Source organism: Posidoniimonas polymericola (genome assembly GCF_007859935.1).
Lineage (GTDB): Bacteria > Planctomycetota > Planctomycetia > Pirellulales > Lacipirellulaceae > Posidoniimonas > Posidoniimonas polymericola.
Map to the genome: position 1 here is coordinate 531,651 of NZ_SJPO01000003.1, position 23,889 is coordinate 555,539.

Sequence of the window (23,889 nt, forward strand, 5' to 3'; positions counted from 1 at the left end):
TGGTCGGGCAGAATTCGGATCGTGAAGACAAGATTTCGGATACTACGTTCAGTGTAATCAGACCACGCGGCATACGGCGCCCCGGAAAGCAGAGGCAGCTGATTGCAAATAGTGGTTTACCGCTCGTCGGGCGGTCTAGGTTTCTGGACTGCGTGGCGGGGTCCCTTCGTGGGGGCTAGGCGGCCGCCGGACTGAGCACGAAGCGTCATCCGGAACACCCATCATGTCGCAGCAAGAGAATGTCGGCAGCGTGAAGTCGATCGCCACCTACGTGGACGACCTGTCGGTCACCATGACCCAGGCGATCGACGAAATCACCAACATCAACGACGACACCCAGCTTCTGGCGCTCAACGCCCGGATCGAGGCCGCCCGCGCCGGTCAGGCCGGCGCGGCGTTCAGCGTCGTCGCAACCGAGATGCAGGCGCTCGGCGCCAAGACCTCGCAGATCGCGGGGCAGCTCGCTAGCCAGACCAGCGGCAAGATCGAGGGGCTGCTGGACGTGATCGGCTCGAGCATCCGCGGCACACGGCTGTCGGACCTGGCCCTTACCAACATCGACCTGATCGACCGCAACCTGTACGAGCGGACGTGCGACGTCCGCTGGTGGGCGACTGACAGCAGCCTGGTCGACGCGCTGACCGCCAAGTCGGACGCGGCGTACGGCTACGCCAGCAAGCGGCTCGGCGTGATCCTCAACGCCTACACCGTCTACCACGACCTCGTGCTCTGCGACCCGCAGGGCAGAGTGGTGGCCAACGGCCGGCCCGACGAATTCCAATCCATCGGCGCGAGCGTCGCCTCGAGCGAGTGGTTCCGCGCCGCCCGCGACTCGCGCAGCGGCGACGAGTTTGGCTTCCAGAGCGCCCACGAGTCGTCGCTGGTCGACGGGCGGGGCGTGCTGGCGTACTCGTGCGGCGTGCGTGTCGGCGGCGAGGCCGACGGCCAGCTGCTCGGCGTGCTCGGCATCCTGTTCAACTGGACCGACTTCGCCCAAGAGATCGTCAACACCACGCCGATCGCCGACGACGAACGCGAGGCGACCCGCTGCTGCATCTGCGACAGCACCGGCCGGATCCTGGCCGACTCGTGGGGCGAGCAGCTCCACGGGAAGCTCACGCTCGCGGGCCCAGACCGGCTGTTCGACCAGCCCAAGGGCTTCGAGATGCAGAAGGAAGGCGGCCGGCGGTGCTGCGTCGCCCACGCCCAGGCCCCCGGCTTCGAGACCTACACCACCGGCTGGCACTCGGTGATCGTGCAGCCGGTGGACCAATAGGGCGGGGGGCGGTAGCGGCGAAGGCCTTCACCTCTCGCTGAGCCGCCCGCACGCACCAAACCAAAAAATACGGGCCCGTGTTCGACGGGCCCGTATTCTTATCTGTTGAGGCGGATCGCGGTATTGCAGCCGTTTGCCGAGCTTTTTCGCGCTGTAGGCGGTTACGCCTCACGCTTGCGGCGCCTGGCCACAACCGTGCCGACGCAGCCGGCGACCAGGCTTCCGAACAGGAAGGCGGTCGGCTCAGGGACCGACGCGATCTGGATTACGAAGTTCCGCAGCGCAACTGTGCCGACTTCCGAGCGGAACTCAAAGTCATCGCTGAGGTCGAAGGACACGTTCACCGGAACCGTGTCGGATCCGATGGCTGACTTCGTAAACAAATACTCGTCGCCATCGACTGTCAGTCTAGCAGTGTCGGTGCCTTGTGTTCCACCGAACGACCCCAAAGTCATAACGGAGAAGTTGAACGTCTCGGTGGTTGGCGGAGGCGTCAAGCTAAACGAGAACTGCATCGCTTCAGTGCCGCCACTATCGAAGACTGTGTTGCCGATTCCAAGTCCTGCTGAGCCGACAAAAAAGCTTCCGCCGACCGCGTTTGCAGTGAGTGTCAGATCACCGAGAGGGCCGCTTACCGTCGTACTACCGACCGAGATCAAGTCCGCACCTGCCGTCCCTTCAAAGTCGAACGTGTAGGTGGCGACCAAATCCGCGGACGCGGTTGCAGCGAGGGCTCCAACCAGGAGTAGGGATAGGATGTTCTTGATCATGCTCATTGCTAGCTTCTTGGCCTCGTCAGTTGTCGCGCCTGTGTTGCAAACGGCGGCGTACTAGCCCTGGAAATCAGTGGACTCGCCGCGTGGGCTACGAATGAAAGAATTGATTGCGAAGCCCGCCTTACGCTACTAACGCCGCACAGCTTACCGTACCGTGTTGCGGCGATCAACATCCGAGCATGCGGCGTCGTGGGGATTCTCAGAATGGGACAGGGCCACAAGTGCTGGCTATTAAATTGTTTACCGCGACGTTAGCGGGATCGGCTCGTGTAACTCACTCCAGCTCCCCCCACGCCCGCGGCTCGCCGTCGTCGTCGATCTCGACCGTGATGACGTTCGCGCGGCAGCAGACGGGGCAGTCCTCGACGTACTGCTGCTCGTGCCCGGCGGAGAGGTCGATCGGGATTACGATCTCCTCGCCGCACTCGCCGCAGATATAGGAGGCTTCGGGGGTCATGGGCGGCAGGGGCAGGATGGTGGTTGGGAAGCAATGAAGCGTCGCGGCTCCGCCGCGCGTCCCCATTATTGCCAGTGGCCGCCAACTGCCAACCGCTGCGTCAGTCTTCTGCCTTCGACCCATCACCGCACATGCGGACGATCCGCGGGTCGAAGCGGGCGACGACCTCCACCAGGTCCTGCTGCGCGTCCATCACGCGGCGGATGTCTTTGTACACGCCGGGGACCTCGTCCGCGCCGGCCGCCAGGACTTCCACACCACGCTTGGCAAGGTCGTTCCGCACGGCGTTGAACCGGAAGGTGTCCTTGGCCTGGCGGCGGCTCATGCAGCGGCCCGCGCCGTGCGACGCCGAGCACAGGCTCGACGGCTCGCCGCGGCCCCGGACCACGAACGCCGGGTCGGCCATCGAGCCGGGGATCACGCCCAGCTCGCCGGCGGCGGCCGGGGTCGCGCCCTTGCGGTGCACGACCACCTCCTTGCCGTGGTGGAATTCCTTCCAGGCAAAGTTGTGGTGGTTCTCGACGCCGGCCACCACATGCGCGCCCAGCAGGCTGGTCACGAGCCGGTGGATCACCGCGTGGTTGGCGGCGGCGTACTCGCCCATCAGATTCATCGCGGCCCAGTACTCCTGGCCCTCCTCGCTGTCGAGCGACAGCCACGCCAGGCGGCCGAGGTTCGCGTACCGCCGCGGCAGGTTTCGTTGGGCAATGGCCGAGTACGTGCTGCAGACCGCCGCGCCTGGCCCGCGGCTGCCGCTGTGCGACAACAGCGCCGCGTAGCGGCCCGCGTCGAGGCCCAACTCGTCGTCACGCGCCTCGAGCGTCAGCTCGCCGAACTCGACGAAGTGGTTGCCCGAGCCGCTGGTCCCCAGCTGGCGCCAGGCGGTGTCCTTCTTCTCGCGGGTGATGCGGGTGACGTCCCAGTCGCGGTCCAGGACGTCGTGCTGCTGCTTGGGGTGGTGCTCGACGCCGACGCCGAAGCGCGTGCCGCCCATAATCGCCTCTTTGTAGGCGTTGCGGCGGGAGTCGAGGGTCTCGACCGGCAGGTCCAGCACCGACAGCTTCATGCGGCACGCGATGTCGACGCCCACGGCGTAGGGGATCACGGCGTTCTCGCACGCCAGCACGCCGCCGATCGGCAGGCCGTAGCCGAGGTGCGCGTCGGGCATCAGAGCCGCGCCGACGGCGGTCGGCACCAGGCAGGCCTGACGCATCTGCGCGTGGGCGGCGTCGTCGATCTCGTCGCCCCACGTGCGGTAATCAATGTTGGAAAGGGCGGGCTGCTCGGCGTCGGCGACCAGTTCCTTGGCGAACTCACCCCACACCGAATCCTCAAAATAGGCGCGGGGCTCGCCCAGCACGGCGCCGACGAGTTCCTTCGCCCGCTTGCCCTTGAGCCCGAAGCCCTGGTCCTGCTGCGCGGCGCGCGTTAGGGCCTGGACGGCGAGTTTCACGCAGTCGGGCGGGACGCCTAGTTTTTGGAGTTGCTTGCGGTTCATGGTAGGTTGCAGACCCGGTTAGGGCGTTCTAGGTTCGCGGCCACGCCACGTCGAAGAGAACCCGCGTCAGAAGGATTGTCAGTGAAGTTCCTAGCCCCTAGCGAATGGCAGGCGTGGTGCGTCGGGAGCGGCGTCCCACTGCGACAGGCGGGCTGGCTGCGGCCCGACCTCACCGTCGACCCGTACCATGTTGTCGACATCCCCATCGACCTTGATGCGGGAAGGAAAGTCTACCTTGCTGGCGAGTTGTGCTCACTCGTGAAGCCGTCGCCGCAAACGTTGCTGCTGCTTGACGACTGGGCGGTCTGGTCGGAGATGCACCGCATGCCGCTGTTCACACGGTTCCGGGCAGCGCTCGGTGAGGAGAGGCCGCTCATCGAGGCCCCCGGGCACTTGGTCTCCGAAGTCGACCGCGACGACGCGCTGTCGATCGTCACGGCCGCGTTGCTCTTCTCGTGGGACTGCTACGGCATCGCGGATGGCGGCGGTCACGGCTTCTACTTCTCGCACGACGACTACTGTCAGTTCGCCAGTCGCGACCCCGACCTGGCGGCAGAAGTCGAACGCCGGTTTGCGGGAGATGGCAGGCGGCGAGGGACGGTGTTTCCGCAGGCATAATCCCCCAAAGTGGGGAGATTTTGTTCGCCGCGGGCGAACCCTACCGGCGCCGCTTGCGTCTAGGAAAGAGTCGAAATTCCTGTAGGAAATCTCTGCTGCGTTTTGCCAGGCGGCCGATTATACTGCAGGAGTTACTTACCGGGCTCGTGCTTACGCGGCACGGCTAACTAGAGGGCCAGGTGGGCGTGTCTCTGGCATTCACGTCTGCCCCGCCATGTTTCTAGGTAGGAAGGAGGTGGTTAATTGTCTGATATTAACTGTAGCCAGCGAGGTGGTTTAACCTAGATGGCCGGCGGGTCGCCTAGGCGACCACCACCTGCTTCTGAGTTCCCGCTGCGGAGCCGTTCTGGTCAACAGGACGACGTTCGTCCTAAGGGCGGATCTCCAAGGCCTGTTCTCAAAGCAACCCAAACAGGCCCGGCCCCCGGTGTGGGGGTCGGGCCTTCTTTTTTGCGCCGCGCGTAAAGGTTCTACTAGGGCTGTAGCTTCTGCTGCAGCCCACCCCGCCAGGGGTGGGACCCGAACCCACGGCAATCAAACCCACCCCAATTGGGGTAGGCTAGGGCGAGCCTCAACCGCGCCGTTGAAACCTATGCAAGATTCCGAGCTACCCAACCCCGACCTCGAAGCCGCGCTGGAAGAACAGCAGAACCTTGTCGAGTCGAGCCTGCCCGCTGTCTTCGAGGCCTACGACGCGGCGCTCGAAGAGAAGATCGCCAGCCCGGTCGTGATGGTGATCGACTGCCTCGACGAGTTCGGCAGACAGATCGCCGCCGCCTGGGTAGGCGAGGAGGTAGTCGAGGACGCCATCGCCGAACGCGACCCAGACGACGACACCGTGGTCTTCGCGGCCGCTTTCAGCTGGGAGGACTGCCGACGAGAGGTCCCCGAGTACTTCCCTTATCTCGCGCCGGTGTTCGAGGGGGGTGTCCCCACCGATGGCATTCTCGTGGTGGGGATCACTAGCGGAGGTGCGTCGGCGCTCACCGCCCCGTTCGAAGCCAGGCCCGAGGCCGAGTAGCCCGGCCCTGCCGACGACGTTTGACGGTCCGCGCAGCAATCTCTAGATTTTGCGGCGCAAGGCGAATGATCCGCGATTACACCGCGATTAATTGGCCGTGGCGTTTCCCCCCGGGATCGGCCCCTGATTTGAGTGCGGCTGGCCGGGGCCGTATACTAGTGGCATGACAGGTCGGCTGCTGGCCGGACGCCGTCGGTTGAGCGTCGCTGTGGTCACGCCAACTTGTTTCCCTCCTTCCCACCTACTCCGCAAGGCGGTCTTCATGGCGGAACGCCCCTCCCTACCAATCTTTGCCATGTTGCACGCGGTTTGCGGATCGCTTGTTTCGGCGAGGCTGCTGGCCGGCCTTTCGCTGCTGGCCGGCCTTTCGCTGCTGGCGGCGCCGGCCTGGGCGCAGCCGTCCGGGGCGATCGAGATCCGCAACGGCCAGCCCTTCCGGAACGGCCAACCGCTGCAGCCCGGCGGCCGGCCCAGCCCGCAGGCCCAGCCCGCAGAGAAGCCGGACGACAAGCCCGACGAAGACAAGAAGAAGGACGAAGAGAAGAAGGAAGACGGCGAAAAGAAGGACGACGAGAACAAGCCCGACAAGGTCACCCGCCCCGACGCACCGCCACAGCCGCCCGACCCGCGCGAGCTCGAGACCAAGCTCGGCGACGACGACCGCGTGCCGTTCAGTTTCCACGGCCAGCCCTGGCCCGACGTGCTGCAGTGGCTGGCGAACGTCAGCAACCTGAGTCTCGACTGGCAGGAGCTCCCCTCCGGCTACCTCAACCTCACGACCAGCCGACGCTACACGCTGCCGGAGGCCCGTGACCTGTTGAACCGCCACCTGCAGGCGCGCGGCTACACGCTGGTGCTCTCGGGCGAGGTGCTCAGTGTGTTCAAGCTCGACAACCTCGAGCCGAGCCTGATCCCCAAGGTCGAAGAGGCCGGCCTGTACGACCGCCAGCCGCACGATATCGTCAAGACCGTCTTCGAACTGGCCCCCGGCATGGAGGCCGCGAAAGCGGTCGAGGACTTCCAGAAGCTGGTCGGCAAGAACGCCAAGCTGATGCCGCTGCCGGCAACCAGCCGGGTGCTGGTGATCGACACCGCCGCCAACCTGCGGCTGGTGAGCGAGCTGCTCAACCAGGAGCGGCTCGCCAGCGAGGGCCAGGAGATCCCCCGCCGGTTTGTGCTGAAGCACGCCCGGGCGGAGAAGGTGATCAACACGCTGTACGTAGTGCTCGGCATGGACCCGATGTCGCAGCCTTCGCAGATGGAGCTGCAGATCCAGATGCAGAAGATGCAGCTGCTGCAGCAGATGAACCAAAAGGGCAAGGACGTCACCAAGATGCTTAACCGGGAAGGGCCGAAGGTCTACCTGGCGTTCAACCAGAAGGAGAACAGCGTCCTGGCGAACGCCGAGCCGGCCGAGATGCGAATCATCGAACGCACCATCGAGATCCTCGACATCCCGGCCGCCGGGTCCGACGTGGGTCTGGCGGGCGGGGCCGAGCGCGGATCGGGCGTCCGGACCGCCCGCACCTACACGCTCGAGAACGTCAACCCCGAGTCGCTGATGATGACCCTCGAGGAGATCGGCGACCTCGACCCGCTCACCGAGCTGCGGGCCGACAACCAGGCCGACCTGCTGTTCGTCCGTGGCGCCGAACGCGACCACGAGAAGGTGCAGCGGATCATCGACCAGCTCGACGTCGGCGGGCAGGAGTTCGAGGTCTTCCAGCTCCGCTACCACCCGGCCGACGCGGTCGCCGGCACGGTGATGGAGCTGCTCAGCCCGGAGGAAGAGGAGGACGACAACAACCGCCGGCCGTACTACTACTACTCGTACGGCCGTGGCAACCAGGACGACAACAAGCAGGAGTCGAGCCTCCGCGTCACGGCCGACGTCGAGAACAACCGGCTGCTGGTCCGGGGGACCACCGAAGAGCTGCAGCAGGTCCGCGGACTGCTGACGAAGCTCGGCGAGCTGAACGGCAAGCGGCAGGACGGCGGGCCGACGACGCGTGTCGTCGAGGCGCTCGACCCGGCCGCGACCCAACGGCTGCTCGAGCAGCTCCGCGCCGCCTGGCCGGCGGTCAGCGGCGGCGCCGAGTTGATCCTCGAGCCAAAGCAGGAGCAGCCCGCGCCCGAGCAGCCCGGCACAGAGGACCAGAGTGCGGGCGTGGGCAGTGCCGGTGGGGACATCGCGGGCGCGGGTGCGGCCCCGGCGGGACGCTTCCGCTTTGCCGCCGATCAGCTGCCCGCCCAGGGCGAGGAGCAACCGGCCAACCAGCCCGCCCCCGCCCCCGCCCCCGCCCCCGCCCCCGCCCCCGCCCCCGCCCCCGTCCCCGCCCCCGCCGCGACTGACCCGGCCCCGCTCGCGGTGACCGTCGCGCCCGATGGCCGCATCGTGCTGATGTCCGACGACCCGTCCGCGGTCGCCCGGGCGGAAGACCTGCTCAACACCCTGGCTCCGCGTGAGGAGCAGTTCAGCGAATTCAAGATCGAACACACCGACGCCTGGTACATCTACCTCGACCTGAAGGACTACTTTGAGGACGAGCTTGATGAGGAGGAAACCTCCAACAGCAACGGCCGGAACTACTACTTCTACGAATACGCGCCCAGCAGCAAGGACGACAAGAAGAGCATGATGCTGTCGATGCGCCGCCAGCTGCGGTTCCTGTACATCCTGCAGACCAACAGCGTGATCGTGGCGAATGCGAACAAGCAGCAGCTCGACACCATCGGCAAGCTGATCGAGATCTGGGACCAGCCCCCCCGGGCCGACGACATCATGAACCGCCGCACCGGCATCGTTGAGGTGAAGTACTCGAGCCCGACCAAGATCGCCAACGCGCTCAAGGAGGTCTACCGCGACCTGTTGAGCTCGCGGGACAAGGAGTTCCAGACCGAGGAGCAGAAGTCGGGCAGCTACACCACCGCCAAGACCACGCGGCTAGAGTTCGCCGGCATCGAGTCGTCCGGCGGCCCGACGTCCGAGTCGAAGCCGATCCGCGTGCGGTTCGACGGGGCGTTGTCGATTGGCGTCGACGAGGTGGCCGGCATGCTGCTGATCTCCGCCCGCACCGAGATTTACGACGACGTCGTGCGGATGATCACGCTGCTGGACGAGGCCGCGCAGCCGCACAACACGGTGCAGGTCCGCCGGGTCAGCGCGGCGCAGGTCGACTCGATCCAGAAGGCGCTCTCTAGCACGCTCGGCAAGACCTGGGTCGGCGGCAAGCCCGAGGAGTCTGCCCAGCAGCAGCCCCAGCAGCCGCCGCAAAACGAAGACCGCGGACGTGATCGCCGCCGGCGTGGCCGCGACCGCCGCTAAGTTGGGGTTGGCCCGGGTTACGGCTTCGGCTTGAGCGTCACCGACTGCTTGCCGCCCTCAGCGGCAGCGTCGGCCTGGCCCTGGAGGTCCTGGTACTGGTGGGCCACGCCGCGGGCCTCGGCGATGCGGAAGCGGAACGCCCCCACGGGAATGTTTGCCAGCACCGCGCGGCCCTGGGCGTCGGTCTCGTCGCGGTAGCGGTTCTCATACTGCTCGACGCCATTGGGCAGCTCGGTGTAGTCGGCGGCGGGCGCCGCGACCCAGTCCACGCTGCGGATGAGCGAGTCGCAATACATCTGGCTGCCGCTATCCCACCACTTGACGTTGGGCCAGCAGACCACCCCTATGCCGACGACCGGCTGGCCCTTGGCGTCCTGCACCGTGAACTCGCAGGTCCCGCTCGGCTCCATCTCGAGGGTGATCTCCCCCTGGCCTTCGGGCGGCAGGTCGAATACCTGCGGCATTTGAACGCTGGTCGGTTGGCGCTGCTGCTCGTCGACGAACGCCGGCGGTTCGCCCGAGGCGGCGATGTACCCATCGCACAGGGCGATGATCTGCAGCGGCTCGCCGGCCGGCAGGCCGCTGAGCTCGAAGGTCCCGTCCTCGGCAACCGCGGCCCAGTCGGTCCAGTGGAGGTTCTCCCAGTTGTCGCCGGGCGCCTTGGCGATGACGGTGGCGCTGACCCGCCCGTTCTTCACGGGGCGGGGCACGTTGTCGCTCAGCACGCCCCGCACCGAGACCGCCGGCCGCAGCGCCCACACCAAGTCGACCACCTGCCCCTCGGTCAGCACAAACGGCAGCGGCGGGCTGAAGTGCGTCGCGGCGTGCTGGTCGATTCGCACCAGCCGGATCAACTCCTCGCCGCTCTGGATCCGCGGCAGCGACAGCGTGTCGCCTTCCCAAACCACCTGCTCGCGGCCTCGCCCGTAGGAGTCATCACTCCACATCGCGTAGACGCCGTCGGCAAAGGGCGCCATGTCCTCCCCGAGTGGCTTGACCCCAACTTTGGCGCCCTCGAGCATTTCGATGGTGGTCGGCTCGCCTACCTGCGGCACCGGCACATCGTTGTAGACCGTGTCGGCGTAGCCCGGGTGCTCAACCCGGCAGGTGATCGCCTGGCACGCCACCTGCCGCGACGGCGAGGCGTACATCGGGTACTGGAACTCGGCACGTCCGTCGGCGTCGGTCGTAACGGTCGGCGGCTCCGACTGCCCCAGGCCGTCTTTCCGCCAACTCCCGTGCCCGTCCTCCGAGCGGATCGCCCACGGCGCCACCGTCACGTTGGCGATCGGCTCGCCCAGGGAATCCACCACCCGGACCCGGGCGGTCTGCAGCGGGTTCTCGACTTTCTCGGCCTCGTGGGCGGAAAGCGGCGCGGCGATCTCGAAGGTCAAAAAAGCAGCGAGCAGGGCGGTTTTCGGAAGGTGGTGGACCATGATTCTCCGTAGGCTTGGGCCGGGGTTCCTGGGGTAGTCGGTGCGACAAGCCGGATCACGCAGATTATACGCGCTTGATTCCTGGTCTCCCATCTCCCGCGGGCGGTTCAAACCCTGGCGTTCGGCCGGCCGGTAGGCGTTAATAGAATGACCCGCCACCCCTCGCACACGCCCCGCTGGTATGGCCGAAGACCCCTCTTCACAAGACATCGAGTCCAGCTCAGACGGCTCGGAGCTCGACGTCGAGCAGCTCGTCGACGCGTTGTGCGACCGGTTCGAGCTCGCGTGGACCGACGGCCCGCCGCCCGACATCGGCGCCTACCTCGACCAGGCGCCGCCCCACCTGCGGCTGCGGGTGCTGGCGGAGCTGTGGGCGATCGAGCTGCACCACCGCCGCGACTCCGACGGCCGCCGCGTCGACGACGCCTGGCTGGCCGAGTTCCACCCGCAGCTGGCGCCGCTGCTGGCCGAGCTCCCCACGCTCGACGGCGTCGGCCCGGCGGCCGTCACCCACGGCTTCCAGCTCGGCTCGACGAACGCCCACTCTTTCATGCAGACCCGCCACGCCCCGGACGCGGGCGGTCGCGGGCCGACCGACTCCCGCGGGCTGCACATCCGCTGCCCGCACTGCAGCAACGCGGTCGAGCTGCTGGCCGACGCCGCCGTGGACGACGTCGAGTGCGACTCGTGCGGCAGCCAGTTCAGCCTGGTCGGCTCGCCCGACGACGAGGACGCCCAGCACACGCTCGAGACCCTCGGCCGCTTCGAGCTGCTCAGCCGGCTGGGCGTCGGCGGCTTCGGCACGGTCTGGAAGGCCCGCGACACCGACCTGCACCGCATCGTGGCGGTGAAGATCCCCCGCAAGGGCCGGCTGAGCACGCGCGAGGTCGAGCAGTTCCTGCGCGAGGCCCGCTCCGCGGCGCAGCTCCGCCACCCGAACATCGTGCCGGTGTTCGAGGTCGGCCGCGAGGGCGACACGCTGTTCATCGTCAGCGAGTTCGTCCGCGGCGCGACCCTGTCCGACTGGGCCGCCCGCACGCCGCAGCCGCCGCGCGAGGTGGCCGAGCTGTGCGCCACGCTGGCCGACGCGCTGCACTGTGCGCACGCCGAGGGCGTCGTGCATCGCGACCTGAAGCCGTCCAACGTGATGCTCGACTACTCCCGCCGGCCGCGGCTGATGGACTTCGGCCTCGCCAAACGCGACGCGGTCGAGGTCACCATGACAATGGACGGGCAGGTGCTCGGCACGCCGGCCTACATGTCGCCCGAGCAGGCCCGCGGCCACGGCCACTGGACCGACCGCCGCACAGACGTCTACTCGCTCGGCGTGATGCTGTTCGAGCTCTTGACCGGCGAGCTGCCGTTCCGCGGCAACGCCGCCGCGCAGATCCAGCGCCGCCTGACCGACGACCCGCCGAACCCGCGGACGCTCAACCGGGGCGTGCCGGCCGACCTGGCGACCATCGCGCTGAAGTGCATGGAGCTCGACCCCAACCGCCGCTACCAGGCCGCCGCCGAGGTCGCCGACGAGCTCCGCCGCTGGCTCGACGGTCGGCCGATCCAGGCGCGGCCCCTCTCGCCGGCCGGCCGCGCCGCCCGCTGGGCCCGGCGGAACCCGGCGCTGGCGGCGGCGCTCGCGCTGGCGGTCGCGCTCGCCATCGGCGGCCCGGCCGCGGCGGTCGTCATCGGGTTGAAGAACCAACGGATCGAGGAGCAGCTAGCCGAGCGAAACGGCCTGATTATCCAGGCAGAGCAGGACCGCAATCGCTTCGAGAAGAAGGCGGCCGCCGCCGAGCAGCGGCTCGCGGCCATCACCAGCATCGACCCCCGGCGCACCAGCGACTGGCGCCGCGAGCTGATCGGGCGGCTGCTCGCCGAGCGGCAGGAGCAGCTCGCCGATCAGATCGAGGCCCTGCCGACCGCGAGCGATCGGGCGCACTCCAAGGTCGCGCTAGCGCGGCTGCTCGCGGCCGTCGGGCGGCACGACGAGGCCGCCACGCTGCTTTCTTCGGCGTTGACGCAGAGCGGCTTGACCGCGGAAGAACAACGCCGCGTGCGGGTGGAGATCGCCGAGCAGTCCCTCGGGTTCGGCAATCCCGAGTCGGGCAAGCTCGAGGCCGCCGCCGACGCGCTCAACGACCTCGAGCAGCAGGGCCCAGGCGAGTCGCCCGCGGCGCTGGTCACGAGCATCGACGCGCAGATGCTCAAGGTGCTCGCCGCCGAAGAACTGACCGACAAGACCAGCGCCCTCCGCACCGCCCGCGAGCACGCCGACCGGCTGCTCGACGAGCTGCCGACCGACGCGGCCGACCTCGCCGACGTTGCCCGGCTGCTGCTAGGCGAGTAGACATCAAATCCCCTCCCCCCATGGGGGAGGGCTAGGGTGGGGGCGCCCCGGCGCCGATTCTGCCTTGTCGACCACTCGCGGCCAACGATTCCCCGCGTAGCCCCCGGCCCTGCCGGGGGATCGCCCGCGCAAAGGCAAAGAGAATAGCCACGAAAAGGCACAAAGAACACAAGAACTCATTGGCAAGCCGTTTCCCGATTCTGCCCACTGTTTTTGTGCCTTCTCGTGCGTTTTCGTGGCCAATCAATCCATGCGAGAATGCAGAGGCTCGATTGTCGGTGACGCCGTCCCCCGGCAGCGCCGCGGGCTACGAGCAACCCGTCAGTCGTCGCGTTTCCGTTCGGCACACTTGTCGTGGTAACCAATCGTGCCCATCGCCGACAACAACCCGTTTGCCGCCCCCCAGTCGGAAGACGCTCCGCGGCCCGACCCGCTCGTGGAGTTGCACGGGCGGATGCCGGGCAGCGTGAAGCTGGCGATCGGCTCGCTCATCGCGTTCTTAGGGCTGACACTGGCTGCGTTGTCGTTGCTGCTGGCGTTGGGCGGGGTGTCGTTCTATGAGCTGCTGCTGATGGCCGTGCTCGGCGGCGGGGTGGCGGTGCTGGTTGGTGTCTTCCGCCGCAACCGCTTCAGCAGGGTCTGCGCCCGGGCGATGGGGGTCGGGCTTGGCTCTCTGATAATGCTCTTAGTGGCGGTGAGCACGATCAGCCTTATCGGCTTCTACTCCGACTCCGATTTCCAGTCGAGCATGCAGCAGGCGGGCGCGCCGTTCGGCGGTTGGGAGATGACGCTGTCGCTAGTACTTGGGATGTCGATCTACGTGATCCCCGCTGTATTGCTGCTAACGGTGTTCTTCACCCTCGGGACCACCACCGCCCGGCAGTACTTCTACCTGCTCTGCCCCGAGTGCCACGGCAAGCGGGTGACGGCCGTCAACCGGTCGGCGGATCATCTGCACTGCAGCGGCTGCGGCCACGAGTGGCGTCCGCCCCAGTCCACGCAGCCGAACGTCACTGCAAGGTGAGTCTTGGTAGGATGGGGCTTATGAGCGATCCGCATGCAGAAGGTGGCAACCCCTACGCGTCACCAGGAGACTCAGAGCCCGTTGCCATGCCGCGCGGTGACATGCCCGGCAGTGTACAACTGTCGAGAGGATGCTTTACCGCCGTGGGCCTCTATTTCGGTCTCAACCTAATGGGCTGCCTGTTTTCTGGCGCCGACGCCGAGGAGTTGCTGCTATCCGCGGTCATTCCTCTTTCTGCGATCGCGATCATGCTTGTATGTGTGCGAGTGCGTACTCAACTAGCGCGGCGTGGTTGTCGATTCATGGCGTTGACCTCTGCGGTGATGATGACGTTGGCTTTGATCGCAGTCATTGAGTTGATGTTCAGGCCACCAGCCGGCACGGTCGTGAGCAGCAGCACCTCGTACTATGGGATTCCAATCTCCGAAAGCGTTCGTCCAGCATTCGAGCTGTTCATGGTCGGCTCGATTGCTGCGGTGGCGTTAGGTCTGTGGATCCCCGTCTTCGCGTTGGGCCGAAGGTCGGCACGGACTTATTTCTCTGGGCCGATCGCAAGCTTGGGCAATGACAACTGAAGCCGAGAATCCCTACGCGTCGCCCAAGGCGGGCGACGCCGCTCCGCCGTGTTGCCCGATGCCCAGCAGCGTCAAGCTCGCTATCGGTTGCCTGCTCCTGTTTGGGGCAGTCGTCGCCGCGAACCTTTTGCGATGGCTCACCGAGTACGGCGATTCGGCCGCTTTTCTAGGGTTCCACCTCGTTCCGCTGCTGCTGATTGCCGGGGTAGTCGAGGGGATGCGTCGGCGGAATCCGGTCGCCGGCGCCGCGGCGTTTGGGTTCTCCGCGATAGTCGCGGCGATGTTCTCGGTGCTGGTAGCGGGCGCCGTGGCGATCTTCGTGGCCGAGCGGTGGTGGGGAATCGGGGTCCACGATACGGAGTTCAACGGTGTGCCCGTGCCGACGAACACGGCCCTGCCGTCCTACTGGGTCGCCACCGTGGTGCTGGCGGCGCTCGCCACGCTGCTGGGGACGGCTTGCGTTGGGCTGATGACCCGGTCGGCGCGGCGGTTCTTCCAGCACCAATTGCCAACCGACCAACCTGCCGACCCGGTTTGATAGACTTGTGTAGTGATTACGCCAACGCCCAACCCGTACGTGTCGCCCGAGTCGACTGCCGAGCCCCAGGCTCCGGCGGAGCTGCTCGGCGCCCGCCCCGCGAGCGTCAAGCTAGCGATCAGCGGCGTGGCGTTGTTCACGCTGTTGGCCTTCTGTATCTGCGTGCAGTTCTGGCGGGAGGGCGCTCAGCTGTGGGAGATCGCGGTGTTGTCGGGCGTGCCGGCGTTGGCCGGTGCGCGCATTGCAAACGGGCTTTTCAAGAGGAACCGCTACGCGCGGCTGTGGGGACGCGTGCTCTCGTTCGCGGGCGCCGTGCTCATGACGTTGTGGGTGGTGGCGTTTGGCTACGCGATGTGGCGCCGCGGGGCATTCCTCAACACGACGCCACAGCCGTTCATGTTTGGGGCGTCGATCCCGGAGAACTTGCGGCTCGTGCTCATGGCGCTCCCCCTCGGGATTCAGGCGGCGTCCCTCTGGATTGCCTACTTCGCCCTCGGCCGACGCGCGGCGGTGCGACATTTCGAGCCCGCTGCCCGGTGGGGCGAAGAAGAGCCGGCTAGTCGAATCGAGAGGAGCCCGATCTCGTGATGCCGTCTGCACCAGACAACCCGTACGCTTCGCCTGGAGTGGCGGCCGAGCGCGTCAGGCCACCGCTTGGTGAGTACGGCGGCATGCCGGCAAGCGTGAAGGTGTCGGTCGCCTGCCTGGCGCTCTACTCACTGTTGTTCCTAGCGGTTCTGGTGTCGGATACGAGGCAGTTTGGAGTCACGAGCGTCGCCGCTCTCATAACGGCATCGGTATTCGCCGGGGGTCCGCTGCCGCTGCTGGGGATCTGGCTACGCACCCCACGATCCCGTCTGCTGTCGCGGCTGGTGCTGCTGCTCTACGCATCGCTGATGACCTTTGTTCTGGTGGTCGTTGGTCTCGGGGCCGCCTCGCCGGGTGGCGGCGTGGTCGCGTCTCCGGGTTTCGCATTCCTCGGTTACAGTGTGCCGCCGTCGCAGGTTTGGCTGTGGACGATCGTGCACCTCACGACCCTTGCGGTCGCCGCCCTCTGTTTATGGGCGCCGCTGGTCGCCCTGGGCCGCCCCACGGCGGTTCGCTACTGCGGGCGAACACGCAGGCCGAGTGATGCACCGCTGCTCCCCGACCAATTGCCAGAACGCCGGGAAGACTGACCACTTACCGCATGAACGGTTCTTGATGCGATCCCCCCTAGCCGGCGAGCTACGCCTCGCCGGGGACCCCGGTGTTGATTCTCACTCGACAGGAAGGACTTCCCCTGGACTCCCGCCGAGGCGTAGCTCGCCGGCTACTTTCTGAGACTGGCTCCGTGCGAAAACGGCTCCCCCTTCCGCCGTTTGCCTTCCCCCTTCAGAATACCCGGATGAAGGACTTTAACCGCGAGAGCCTGCTGCACTGCCCCGTGCACGGCTACATCCCGTTTACGTCGAAGGTGCCCGAGGGCGAGGTCTCGGAGCGGCAGCTGCTGGACAGCCCGTGGCTGCAGCGGCTGCGGCAGATCCACCAGCTCCAGACCGCCTGGTGGGTCTACCCGTCGGCTGAGCACACGCGGTTCCAGCATGTGGTAGGCGCCATGCACATGGCGAGCCGCGCGGTCGACGGCCTCTACCCCAGCCTGCGCGAGGTCTGCAAGGGCGACGTGCCCAGCCGCGGCTACGTCGAGTGCCTGGCCCGGATGGCCGCGCTGCTGCACGACGTGGGGCACGGGCCGTTCGGGCACTTCTTCGACGCGCACTTCCTGAAGCCGCACTTCGGCCTCAACCACGAGACCCTCGGCGCCCACATCATCGAGCACGAACTGGGTGACCTGCTCCGCGGCGTCCGCCAGTGCCCCAACACGCGGATCGTGGAGAGCGCGACGCTCGACCCGCGGCAGGTCTGCACGCTGATCACGCGGCCCAAGTCGCACGACGCCGACCAGCACCCGCGTTGGCTGATCCTGCTGAGGAGCCTGTTCTGCGGCCTTTACACCGTGGACAACATGGACTTTGTGCTCCGCGACGCGTACATGTCGGGCTACAGCCCGCGGGCGTACGACCTCGACCGGCTGCTGCGGTACAGCTTCTTCAGCGAACGCGGTCTGACGATCCACCAGAAGGGGATCAACGCGCTGTTGAAGTTCATGCAGACCAAGAGCGAGCTGTTCCGCGCGGTCTACTTCCACCGCACCGTGCGGGCGATCGACAAGACGCTCGAGGGCCTGTTCCGCGACAGCCGCGAGCTGTTGTTCCCGGGCAACCCGCTTGAGCACCTCAACGACTACCGTGGCTTCACCGAGTGGTCGCTGCTGATTGACGTGTCGCGGTGGAGCAGGTCCGATGACGATCGCACCCGCGAACTGGGCGAGCGGTGGGACCGCCTGCTGGAGCGGCAGGTCGACTGGATCTGCGTCGAGGACCGCAACCAGACCATCCGTGAGGGCGAGAGCGAGCAGACGAGCATCTTCGCCGACGAGACCGTGCTCGAGCAAGTGCTCCGCAGCACGCTGCCGCTCGGGGTTCAGGACGTGCCGATGCAGATCGACCTGCCGCGGCACATCTACCGGCCCGACGCGCTGGCCGCGACCGCGGGCCAGAACTTCCAGTTCAACCCCGCGACCGGCAAGGTGTACCCGCTGACCGACGACCAGCTGTTCCGACAGTTGCCGCTGGCGCACCGCGCGTGTCGGATCTACCTCAAGAAGGACCACACGCCCGAACAGGCGAGCGCCGTCGGCGCGGCGCTCGACGCGATTGTCGGCAGCCGCGGCGAGGACGATCTGACGAATATGTGAGCCGAGCCAACAGAGCAGAAATGGGGACTGGCTCGCGGCCGCTAGGAGCTGGTCTCTTTGCAGAGCGAGGAAGCAGCGCATGTCCCCTTTTCTGCGTGCCTCACCCGGTGGCCGAAAAAGGGGACAGGCACGAAACCGCGGCGAGACAACGCTAGGGCAAGACTTGCTCAAGGTATCGAGCCAGTCCCCTTTTTCAACCGAATGTATCCCCGGCTCTCCGAGCCGGGAAATCTAGCCGGCCATGAAACGCTACACAAACTTAAGATCACGGTTCCGAGTCGCTAGTTCTCGGTTCGGAGAACCGTGGATACCATCAGCAGCCAATAGCTAACCGACAGCAGCCAAAAAATGTCCGAGTACTACGAGAACCCCCTGATCACCCGTTACGCCTCGCGGCAGATGGCCGCCCTGTGGGGGGCGCAGAAGAAGTTCAGCACCTGGCGGCGGCTGTGGGTCGCGCTCGCGGAGGCCGAGGCCGAGCTCGGCCTGCCGATCAGCGAGGCTCAGCTCAACGAGCTGCGCGAGAACGTCGACAAGATCGACTTCGACAACGCCGCGGCTTACGAGAAGAAGCTGCGGCACGACGTCATGGCCCACGTGCACGCCTACGGCGACCAGTGCCCCGGCGCCAAGGCGATCATCCACCTCGGCGCGACCAGCAACTTTGTGGTCGACAACACCGACCTGATCCTGCTGCGGGAGTCGCTCGAGCTGGTCCGCGACCGTATTGTCGCCGTGATCCAGGCGCTGGACAACTTCGCCCGCGAGCACCGCGCGCTGCCGACCCTCGGCTTCACCCACATGCAGCCGGCCCAGCCGACCACGGTCGGCAAGCGGGCCACCCTGTGGTGCTACGACCTCGTGCTCGACCTGCAGGAGGTCGAGCACCGCATCGCGGTGCTGTGCGCCCGCAGCACCAAGGGCACGACCGGCACCCAGGCGAGCTTCCTCGAGTTGTTCGACGGCGACCACACCAAGGTCCGTGAGCTGGAAACCCTGGTCGCGCAGAAGATGGGCTTCCAACGCACCTACGCGGTAACCGGCCAGACCTACCCGCGGGGCGTCGACACGCACGTGCTGAGCACCCTCGGCGGCGTGGCGGCGAGCTGCCACAAGGCGGCGACCGACATCCGGCTGCTCGCCAACCGCAAGGAGCTCGAGGAGCCGTTCGAGAAGAACCAGATCGGCAGCTCGGCCATGGCGTACAAGCGGAACCCGATGCGGAGCGAGCGGATCTGCGGCCTGGCCCGGTTCGTGATGAGCCTCACCGCCAACGGCGCCGACACGCACGCCACCCAGTGGATGGAGCGGACGCTCGACGACTCGGCCAACCGGCGGCTGTCGCTGCCGCAGGCGCTGCTGGGCGTCGACGCGGTGCTGTCGATCTACCACAACGTGGCGAGCGGGCTGGTGGTGTACCCGAAGGTGATCGAGCGGAACCTGGCGGCCGAGCTGCCGTTCATGGCGACCGAGAACCTGCTGATGGAGGCGGTCCGCGCCGGCGGCGATCGGCAGGACCTGCACGAGGTGATCCGCACGCACAGCCAGGAGGCGGCCGCGGTGGTCAAGCAGCAAGGTGGCGACAACGACCTGCTCGACCGGCTGCGCAACGACCCGGCCTTCGCCGGCGTCGACATCGACGCCGCCGTAGACGCCGCCGGCCTGGTCGGCCGGGCGCCGGAGCAGGTCGACGAGTTCCTCAACGAGGTGGTCGAGCCGATCCTGGTCCGGCTTGGTGAGCAGTCCGCCGGCGGCGACGAGCTGCGGGTGTAGGCCGTCCGGCCTGGGGGCAGCGGCATCGAGAACGGCGGCTTGCGAGGCGATTGCGGGATTCTGGACCCTTGGGCGGCAATTTCGTTGCCGTTTCGGTTTGCCGAAGTTAGGGTGGCAGTAGTGCGCAAGGGGACACCTGGCAGGGAACTGGCCGACGCGTAGCGCGACCGCTCTTCTCACCGAGTTCTTCAGGAGTCCGCCTAATGACCCGCAACTACTCTGCACCGGCGTGCGCCCGCGCCGTCGCGTTGCCCGCCTCGCTGATTGTCGGCCTGCTCGTCGCACCGCCCGACTGCGGCATTGCCTCGGCCGCGTTTGTCGACCTCACCACCGCCGGCAGCAGCGGCTCGATCGTCGCCGCGGAGTTCGACACCAACATCGTCCAAGCCACCGGCACCGGCGGCTTCGACACGTTTGTGCAGCAGAGCCCGCAGGGCAACGGGACCATCTCTCGGGCGTACAACACGACCGTCAACAACGTGCTGGACAACAAGAGCGCGGACAACTTCAATTACTCGATCGAGCTGGGCGACGCCCCAGTGGTGAATCGAGCGGGCGTGCCGTCGCTCAAGTTCAGCCTCGACCTCAACGAGTCCATCGGCGGCGGGGCCGAGTTTATCTCGCTTGACGAGGTGCAGATTTTTGTCGGGGGCACGCCCAACTCGAACGTCGACACGTTCACGCTCGGCATCCTCGATCACGACGGTACACTCGTCTACCAGCTCGACGCCGGCGGTGACGACTGGGTTGCGATGAACGCCAACCTCAACTCCGGCAGCGGCGCGGGCGACGTCGACATGTACCTGCCGCTCTCGCTGTTTAGCGGCTTCGCCGCCTCGGACGTTGTGACGCTGTACTCGCAGTTCGGTTTGCAGGGCGTCGACCCAGCCGGTTTCACCGGAGATTTTGGCGCGTCGGGCGGTTTTGAAGAGTGGGGCCTGGCCGGCGTGCCGGAGCCGAGCACCGCAAGGCTAGTGCTCAGCGTGCTAGCCCTTGCCGTGTTCCGCCGTCGGGCGGGCTAACAGGCGAGGCTACTTCGGCCGCTGCAGCCTGCCGACCACTAGCCGCACCAGCGCGGGGGGCGACGCCCAAGAAACGAACCGCAGCACCTTGTTGAGCACGCCCGGCACCACGATCAGCTTGCCACGGCGGAAGCCGTTGTAGCCGGCCCGCGCGACCTGCTCGACCGGCATCGCGTAGCGGAAGAGCAGGGTAGACTCCATGCCGGAGTCCTCGCCGAACTCGGTCTTGGTAGGGCCCGGGCAGAGGCACGTCACCGTGATGCCGGCGCGGCGGAACTCGTAGGCGATGCCTTCGCTGAACGACCGCACGTAGGCCTTGCTGGCGTAGTAGACGCTCATGAACGGCCCGGGCTGGAACGACGCCGTCGAGCCGACGTTCAGCACGCCGCCCCGTTTGCGGTTGGCCATGCCCTGGGTGAACAGCCGGGTCAGCTCGGTCAGGGCCACGACGTTCATCTGGGCCATCGCGGTTTGGCGTTCGACCGGCAGCCAGACAAACCGGCCGATGGCGCCGAAGCCGGCGTTGTTGACCAGCACGTCGACCTCGACCTCGGCCGCCTTGAGCTGGTCGAGCAGCTCACGCGGCGCCGCCGGGTCGGCCAGGTCCTTGGGGATCACGATCGACTCGGCGCCGTGATCGCGCTTGAGCTCGTTGGCCAGCTCGTGCAGCTTCTGCTCGCGGCGGGCGGTCAGCACCAGCCGGGCGCCGTCGGCGGCGAACAGCCGGGCCAGCTCGCGTCCGATGCCGGAGCTGGCGCCCGTGATGAGGACCGTTTCCATCCGCTCGCGCCCGCTAAATGAGGTCGAGGGGCGAGTGCCGGCGGTGCCGCTTGTGGCTGCACTCCTCGCACACGCCCGACACAATCAGCCGGTGCCCGGTGACGCGGAAGCTGTGCTTGGCGGCGACGGCGTCGCGGATCGCCATCAGCTCCTCGCTGCGGAACTCGATCAGCTTGCGGCACAGCTGGCAGTAGAGGTGGTCGTGCTGGGGGTAGCCGTAGTCGTGCTCGTAGACGGCGCGTCCGCCGAGGTCCATCTTGCGCAGCAGGCCGGCCTCGACCAGCTCGTCCAGCGTGCGGTACACGGTGGCGCGGCTCACCCCGGCGCCCTCGGCGTGGCGGGAGATCATCTCCAGCAGCTCGTCGGCGTCGAAGTGGTCGTGCTCCTCGAACACGCACTCGACCAACGCCCGACGCTGCTGCGTGGTGCGCTTGCCCTTGCTCTGCAGGTACTCGTCGAACCGCTCCTGCGGAGACGACGCGACCTGCACCTTGCCGAGCGAGAAATCTTGGGACGCTTCCTGTGACATGCTGCCTTCGACCGTTTGCGCGGCGACGGGAAACCGGCCACGCGTCTGCGCATAGAATCCTCGGGAGGGCCCCGGCGGGCCTTGGCGAGGGACGCTCATATTCTAGATCGGTCGGGCGGTTTCAACAACCGAAGCCGTGCGGCGGCAGCGCCGCTTTTCGGCCGCTAGCCGATCTGGTCCAGCAGGCGGTTGAGGGCCGCGTCGAGCTTCTCGGGCGTCTCGTACGCTCCAGAGGCGATCTGGCTCTTGAGGTTAGCCACCAGATCGGTGCGGACTTCGGCGGCCTGGGAGGCGGCGGACGCCTCGGCAGAGATGTCCAACTGGTCGACCGTCTGCGGACGCGGCGCCGACGCGCCCTGCGCCGAGCGGGTCGAGTGGGGGCCCGACAGGCCCTGGGGTCCGTGAACGTGAGTGGCGCCGTGAATCTGCATCTTATAGCTCCCCGTTGTGCCGCTGCCCCGCCGTGGCCGGTCGCCTGGCGGAACGAAACTTACGAAGGTTGTGAGTGGTAAGACAGTCTGGTCATCGCTCCCCGTCCCCAGGCCGGTCGTTAGACCAATGCCCGGAGCGGGTCGTGTGGCGGATCCATCTACCACGATCACCGCTGGTGTCGACCCCTCAGAACCAAAGGTTCTGTGGTGGCCAGGTCGTCCTGGCCAGGTCGGCATCGCGGCGCCCCTCCATGCGGCGGTCACGCGGACTGCGTGACCCTTCGACGAGCGTACTGAGAGGATCGACGCCCCAGGGGCAATCCATCCACCGTTTCGTCAAAAGGCCAGTCAGCGCGGGCACGCTCACTTTTCAGGGTATTCCGATCTTGCGTGGGCCCGAGGGTCCCACGCCGCTGATTTTACGTTGTCATGTCGCGGCGGGGCAACACGGATCGCCCGGCCCAGTGGCGCCGCCGCAACCGGCGTGGCGCCGCCGCAACAGGCACTGTGGCGCCGCCGCAACCGGCGGCGGCCCAGCCCCTTGTACGGCGGCGGCCGGGTAGGGGTTCTGTCGGTATTTTCGCCGGAGGGTAACTTCTGCGGGAAAGTCGCACAACGCCGGTTGTTGCTGGCGGCGCCAGCGGGCGGTTGATAGCCGGTTGATATTCGTGGTCGGGCGCCCCCTGGGTATACTTCTCCGCCTGTCACGCGGCCCTTCCTCCCACCGTCCGAACCGCTCTGATGTTTCAGCCCTACGACTTCCTGATGATCGCCGTGCTGGCGGGCCTCACCCTGCACGGCTACTCCAAGGGCATGGCCTGGCAGATCGCGTACCTCGGCTCGCTGATCGCCAGCTATTTCGTCGCGCTGAAGTTCGCCGATCAGTTCGCGCCGATGTTCGGCGACTCGGCGCCGTTCAACAAGTTCGTGGCGATGCTGGTCATCTACATCGTGACCTCGTTCTTCATCTGGATGGGCTTCCGCGTCGTCCGCGGCGCCATCGACAAGGTGAAGATGGAGGGCTTCGACCACCAGATGGGCGCCCTGATCGGCGCCGCCCGCGGCTTCCTGTGGTGCGTCGGCATCACGTTCTTCGCGGTCACGCTGCTGCCGCAGGGTCAGAAGGAGTGGATCCTGCAGACCAAGTCGGGCCGCACGATCGCGGTCGCCCTCAACAAGACGCAGACGTTCGTTCCCCCCGAGGTGCACCAGGTCATCGGCCCCGTGATCCAGCGGATCGAGCAGGGCCTGCAGCAGGGCGGCCAACCAGGCCAGCCGATGCCCGGCCAACCCCAACCCAGTACGCCGTCGAACCAACCCCTCTGGCCCACCCAGCAGCCCTACGGCCAGCAGCCCGCCGGCCAAGGCTGGCCCGCCACCGGGCAGTCGGCCAGCCAACCGACGAGTCAACAAGCGGGCCAACTGACGAGTCAACCAACCGGTTGGCCCAATCCCAACCCCGGCGGCTCCCCCGCCGGCGCGTGGCCCCAAGCCAACCCCGGCTACGCCGCCCAGCCGCCGCAGCCGACCTACCAGCCCCAGCCATCGGGCGTCCCGGCCCAGCCGGCGGCTTGGCCGAACCCGAGCCCGTGAGGCTACTGAGGGCCGAAGCACCCGATCATGTCGGGCCCTGCTGGGCGGCGCAATTCTGTATCGGGCTCCGTCC

The 23,889-nt window shown here is 67.0% G+C and carries 21 protein-coding genes; 14 read left to right on the forward strand and 7 right to left on the reverse strand.

Annotation, left to right across the window (positions count from 1 at the left end; translation table 11 throughout):
* Positions 1-223: 223 nt before the first annotated feature.
* Complete coding sequence (locus tag Pla123a_RS24545) at positions 224-1,276, forward strand: methyl-accepting chemotaxis protein (RefSeq protein WP_197527810.1); 1,053 nt, start codon at positions 224-226, stop codon at positions 1,274-1,276.
* A gap of 161 nt (positions 1,277-1,437) precedes the next feature.
* Here Pla123a_RS24545 and Pla123a_RS08900 read toward each other — a convergent pair whose 3' ends face one another.
* The 3 genes from Pla123a_RS08900 to Pla123a_RS08910 form a co-directional block, all read right to left on the reverse strand.
* Positions 1,438-2,052 (reverse strand): hypothetical protein, encoded by a 615-nt coding sequence (locus Pla123a_RS08900; protein WP_146585991.1) that lies wholly within the window; start codon positions 2,050-2,052, stop codon positions 1,438-1,440.
* A gap of 274 nt (positions 2,053-2,326) precedes the next feature.
* Positions 2,327-2,509 carry a CPXCG motif-containing cysteine-rich protein gene (locus Pla123a_RS08905; RefSeq protein ID WP_146585993.1) on the reverse strand — a complete coding sequence of 61 codons (183 nt, stop codon included), beginning with the start codon at positions 2,507-2,509 and terminating at the stop codon, positions 2,327-2,329.
* Positions 2,510-2,609: 100 nt separating this feature from the next.
* Positions 2,610-4,007: an RtcB family protein gene (locus tag Pla123a_RS08910; RefSeq protein WP_146585995.1), complete on the reverse strand. Its 1,398-nt coding sequence runs from the start codon at positions 4,005-4,007 to the stop codon at positions 2,610-2,612.
* Positions 4,008-4,088: 81 nt separating this feature from the next.
* On the opposite strand from Pla123a_RS08910, the gene Pla123a_RS08915 reads away from it, so the two are divergent.
* The 3 genes from Pla123a_RS08915 (at position 4,089) to Pla123a_RS08925 (ending at position 8,971) form a co-directional block, all read left to right on the forward strand.
* Positions 4,089-4,625 carry a hypothetical protein gene (locus Pla123a_RS08915; RefSeq protein WP_146585997.1) on the forward strand — a complete coding sequence of 179 codons (537 nt, stop codon included), beginning with the start codon at positions 4,089-4,091 and terminating at the stop codon, positions 4,623-4,625.
* Positions 4,626-5,217: 592 nt separating this feature from the next.
* Positions 5,218-5,646, forward strand: a complete 429-nt coding sequence (locus Pla123a_RS08920; protein WP_146585999.1) for a hypothetical protein — start codon at positions 5,218-5,220, stop codon at positions 5,644-5,646.
* A gap of 295 nt (positions 5,647-5,941) precedes the next feature.
* On the forward strand, positions 5,942-8,971 hold the full coding sequence (locus tag Pla123a_RS08925) for a secretin N-terminal domain-containing protein (protein WP_197527811.1): 3,030 nt from the start codon (positions 5,942-5,944) through the stop codon (positions 8,969-8,971).
* A gap of 17 nt (positions 8,972-8,988) precedes the next feature.
* Here Pla123a_RS08925 and Pla123a_RS08930 read toward each other — a convergent pair whose 3' ends face one another.
* Positions 8,989-10,407: a carboxypeptidase-like regulatory domain-containing protein gene (locus Pla123a_RS08930; RefSeq protein WP_146586003.1), complete on the reverse strand. Its 1,419-nt coding sequence runs from the start codon at positions 10,405-10,407 to the stop codon at positions 8,989-8,991.
* A gap of 181 nt (positions 10,408-10,588) precedes the next feature.
* On the opposite strand from Pla123a_RS08930, the gene Pla123a_RS08935 reads away from it, so the two are divergent.
* The 9 genes from Pla123a_RS08935 to Pla123a_RS08975 all read left to right on the forward strand — a co-directional run bounded on the left by Pla123a_RS08935 (position 10,589) and on the right by Pla123a_RS08975 (position 20,483).
* The gene (locus tag Pla123a_RS08935) at positions 10,589-12,754 is read left to right on the forward strand and encodes a serine/threonine-protein kinase (protein WP_146586004.1); all 2,166 of its coding nucleotides are present in this window, start codon (positions 10,589-10,591) and stop codon (positions 12,752-12,754) included.
* Positions 12,755-13,121: 367 nt separating this feature from the next.
* A complete protein-coding gene (locus tag Pla123a_RS08940; RefSeq protein ID WP_146586006.1) occupies positions 13,122-13,778 on the forward strand; it encodes a hypothetical protein in 657 nt (218 codons plus the stop codon).
* Positions 13,779-13,798: 20 nt separating this feature from the next.
* Positions 13,799-14,353 (forward strand): hypothetical protein, encoded by a 555-nt coding sequence (locus tag Pla123a_RS08945; protein WP_146586008.1) that lies wholly within the window; start codon positions 13,799-13,801, stop codon positions 14,351-14,353.
* Positions 14,343-14,891 (forward strand): hypothetical protein, encoded by a 549-nt coding sequence (locus Pla123a_RS08950; protein WP_146586010.1) that lies wholly within the window; start codon positions 14,343-14,345, stop codon positions 14,889-14,891. Before Pla123a_RS08945 ends, Pla123a_RS08950 begins: the two co-directional genes overlap by 11 nt.
* Positions 14,892-14,903: 12 nt before the next feature.
* Positions 14,904-15,479, forward strand: coding sequence for a hypothetical protein (locus Pla123a_RS08955; protein ID WP_146586012.1), 576 nt, complete (start codon positions 14,904-14,906; stop codon positions 15,477-15,479).
* The gene (locus tag Pla123a_RS08960; protein WP_146586014.1) at positions 15,479-16,069 is read left to right on the forward strand and encodes a hypothetical protein; all 591 of its coding nucleotides are present in this window, start codon (positions 15,479-15,481) and stop codon (positions 16,067-16,069) included. The genes Pla123a_RS08955 and Pla123a_RS08960 overlap by 1 nt, the downstream gene beginning before the upstream one ends.
* A 209-nt stretch (positions 16,070-16,278) precedes the next feature.
* Positions 16,279-17,688 carry an HD domain-containing protein gene (locus Pla123a_RS08965; RefSeq protein WP_146586016.1) on the forward strand — a complete coding sequence of 470 codons (1,410 nt, stop codon included), beginning with the start codon at positions 16,279-16,281 and terminating at the stop codon, positions 17,686-17,688.
* A 348-nt stretch (positions 17,689-18,036) separates the two neighbouring features.
* On the forward strand, positions 18,037-19,461 hold the full coding sequence (gene purB / locus Pla123a_RS08970) for an adenylosuccinate lyase (RefSeq protein WP_146586018.1): 1,425 nt from the start codon (positions 18,037-18,039) through the stop codon (positions 19,459-19,461).
* Positions 19,462-19,664: 203 nt separating this feature from the next.
* On the forward strand, positions 19,665-20,483 hold the full coding sequence (locus Pla123a_RS08975) for a hypothetical protein (protein WP_146586020.1): 819 nt from the start codon (positions 19,665-19,667) through the stop codon (positions 20,481-20,483).
* 9 nt (positions 20,484-20,492) lie between these two features.
* On the opposite strand, the gene Pla123a_RS08980 is transcribed toward Pla123a_RS08975, so the two are convergent.
* The 3 genes from Pla123a_RS08980 to Pla123a_RS08990 form a co-directional block, all read right to left on the reverse strand.
* Positions 20,493-21,263, reverse strand: coding sequence for an SDR family NAD(P)-dependent oxidoreductase (locus Pla123a_RS08980; protein ID WP_146586022.1), 771 nt, complete (start codon positions 21,261-21,263; stop codon positions 20,493-20,495).
* Positions 21,264-21,276: 13 nt separating this feature from the next.
* Positions 21,277-21,792, reverse strand: a complete 516-nt coding sequence (locus Pla123a_RS08985; RefSeq protein ID WP_146586024.1) for a Fur family transcriptional regulator — start codon at positions 21,790-21,792, stop codon at positions 21,277-21,279.
* A 164-nt stretch (positions 21,793-21,956) separates the two neighbouring features.
* The gene (locus Pla123a_RS08990) at positions 21,957-22,223 is read right to left on the reverse strand and encodes a flagellar biosynthesis anti-sigma factor FlgM (protein ID WP_146586026.1); all 267 of its coding nucleotides are present in this window, start codon (positions 22,221-22,223) and stop codon (positions 21,957-21,959) included.
* A gap of 741 nt (positions 22,224-22,964) precedes the next feature.
* Here Pla123a_RS08990 and Pla123a_RS08995 point away from each other — a divergent pair.
* Positions 22,965-23,816, forward strand: coding sequence for a CvpA family protein (locus tag Pla123a_RS08995; RefSeq protein ID WP_146586028.1), 852 nt, complete (start codon positions 22,965-22,967; stop codon positions 23,814-23,816).
* The last annotated feature ends 73 nt before the right edge of the window (positions 23,817-23,889 follow it).